The organism is Denitromonas iodatirespirans (assembly GCF_018524365.1).
GTDB classification, from domain to species: Bacteria; Pseudomonadota; Gammaproteobacteria; order Burkholderiales; family Rhodocyclaceae; genus Nitrogeniibacter; species Nitrogeniibacter iodatirespirans.
In genome coordinates, this window is sequence record NZ_JAEKFT010000131.1 from 1 (window position 1) to 573 (window position 573).

At 73.6% G+C, this 573-nt stretch carries 1 protein-coding gene; it reads left to right on the forward strand.

The genetic code is table 11. The features are described from left to right. On the forward strand, positions 1–573 hold a 573-nt coding region (locus I8J34_RS24265), incomplete at both ends, for a contractile injection system protein, VgrG/Pvc8 family (RefSeq protein ID WP_214364194.1).

A 573-nucleotide genomic window follows, 5' to 3' on the forward strand; every position in this document is an offset into this window, starting at 1 on the left:
GAGGCCGATCGCTACGCACGCCTGATGATGGAAGCGCTCGAAGCGCGCCACACCACCTTCGTCGGGCGCGGCACCGTGCGCAGCCTGCGCCCCGGCACGCATGTCGACCTGCTCGACGCCCCGCGCGAGGCTGCCGCGGGCACGCCGCCCGACAGCGCCGAGCCGCCACGCTTCGCCGTGCGCGAAGTGACCCACATCGGCATCAACAACCTGAACGCCGCGCCGATGGCCACCATCGCCCGCCGCCTCGGCGCCGCCGAACTGTTTCATGACGATTCGCTCGACGACGCGCCCGACCATTCACGCGCCGCCCCGCTCGCTGACGCCTTCACCGATCCACTGGGCGACTCAGTGCACGACCCTCTGGGCGACTCGCACTTCGGCACCACCGACGCCACCGCCCGGGGCGAAGGCGCCGCCCCGCAACGTGCCCCCAAATCGCTGAACGCCGCGGGCCTCTCCGAGGTGCTCGCCCTGGCCGCCGCGCGCGGCTACGCCAACAGCTTCGACGCGCTGCCCGCGCACCTGCCCTGGCGCCCCCGCCTCACCGACGACACCGGCGCCCGGCTCAAC